This is a genomic window from Microcystis sp. LE18-22.4A, assembly GCF_027531105.1.
GTDB classification, from domain to species: domain Bacteria; phylum Cyanobacteriota; class Cyanobacteriia; order Cyanobacteriales; family Microcystaceae; genus Microcystis; species Microcystis aeruginosa.
In genome coordinates this window covers 1-1,705 of the sequence record NZ_JAPZRB010000436.1, presented here as the reverse complement: position 1 = coordinate 1,705, position 1,705 = coordinate 1, and the positions used below count along the sequence as shown (strand labels likewise).

Genomic DNA, 1,705 nt, shown 5'->3' with positions numbered 1-1,705 from the left:
CAAACCGCCGACACCATCGGTCAAAGCATGGGGGCATCGCGGCTGGGGTTGTCTCTTTCATCGCTGCTCTTTCAACGTAAAGTGCTTACTCTTTAACGATTATACTCGATTTGATCTTTATTTAGCGTTTAAGTCCCATTATCAGATATGATTCTAGTTTATCTGGTTTTATGGTAATCTGGTTTTACAGAAAACCTGCTTACCAGACATGATTCTAATTTATCTGGTTTTATGGTAATCTGGTTTTACAGAAAAATTTCTTGATCGAGCCGAATAATTCTGGTTTTATGGCAATCTGGTTTTACAGAAAACCAGTTCACGGAATCGATCCAAATGTGACTGCAATTCTGGTTTTACGGTAATCTGGTTTTGCGGAAAGCCTCATTACCAGAGACGATCCTATTCATCTGGTTTTATGGCAATCTGGTTTTACAGAAAACCAGTTCGCAGATCAAGAGTAAAAAACAGAAAACCAGATCACTAACCCCGCCTAAAAAGGACGGGGCTTGCCTAGACGACGCAAGTGGAGACTACCGCATCGAGACACAATCTATGAAAATTATTACCGTTACTGGTTACAAGGGCGGCGTGGGAAAAAGCACCACCGCCGTGCATATCGCCACCTATTTCAGCGATCGAGGTCGGACGGTATTAGTTGATGGCGACCCGAACCGCACCGCTCTGGGTTGGGCGGAGAGGGGGGAGCTTCCTTTCACCGTTGCCGACGAGCGGCAGGCAATGAAGATTATCGGCGGGGCGGACTTCGTCATCATCGACACTCCCGCCCGTCCCCATTCCGACGATCTCAAAGAGTTGGCCAAGGGTTGCGAACTCCTGATCTTGCCCACCGCCCCCGATGTTCTCAGTCTGCAGCCGATGTTGGAAACGGCTAAAGATTTGGGAGACGCTAATTACCGCGCCCTGATCACGATCGTACCGCCACCACCGAATCGGGAAGGTGAAATACTACGTCAGGAATTAATCGAGGGCAGTATCCCTGTTTTCAAGTCGATGATTCGCAGAACCGTCGGCTATCAAAAAGCCGCTTTAGCGGGTGTTCCCATCCGCAATCTCGATGATGCTAGGTTAAGAGCGGCATGGAAGGATTACAAAGCTTTGGGAGAGGAAAATTTAGCCATATTGGAGGTTTTATGACGACGGGCAGGTACGGCGATTTAATTAAGAAAGCCAGAGAACCAGAAAACCAGAATACCGGTTTACCAGAAACCCAGAATACCAATTTACCAAAAACCCAGAATACTGGTTTGCCAGAAAGTCAGACTTTTGGCAATCAAGAAAACCAGAATGAGCCGGAGGTAAACCTTTGTGTCAAGGTTCCCAAATCCTTGCGGCAACATTGGGCGGCGGAGGCCAAACGGCAGGGAACGACCATGACTGCGGTGATCATGGCAGCCCTTAGCGATCGATTTGGTAAACCAGATTAACAGAAACCCAAAAAACCAGATAACCAGATAACCAGATAAACAAAACATACCAGTAGAGCAACTGGTAACAATGGCTTTATCTGCCCAAATATCCTCTTGGATGACTAAAGATTATCTAGTGGGACTTAAACGCTAAATAAAGATCAAATCGAGTATAATCGTTAAAGAGTAAGCACTTTACGTTGAAAGAGCAGCGATGAAAGAGACAACCCCAGCCGCGATGCCCCCATGCTTTGACCGATGGTGTCGGCGGTTTGACA

Annotated in this window: 2 protein-coding genes; both read left to right on the top strand. The window is 46.8% G+C overall.

Going from position 1 to position 1,705, the window contains the following annotated elements:
- Positions 1–552 precede the first annotated feature (552 nt).
- Entirely contained in the window at positions 553–1,155 is a 603-nt protein-coding gene (locus O9295_RS19190) for a nucleotide-binding protein (RefSeq protein WP_288034594.1), read from the top strand.
- Entirely contained in the window at positions 1,152–1,445 is a 294-nt protein-coding gene (locus O9295_RS19185) for a hypothetical protein (protein ID WP_149977109.1), read from the top strand. The genes O9295_RS19190 and O9295_RS19185 overlap by 4 nt, the downstream gene beginning before the upstream one ends.
- The last annotated feature ends 260 nt before the right edge of the window (positions 1,446–1,705 follow it).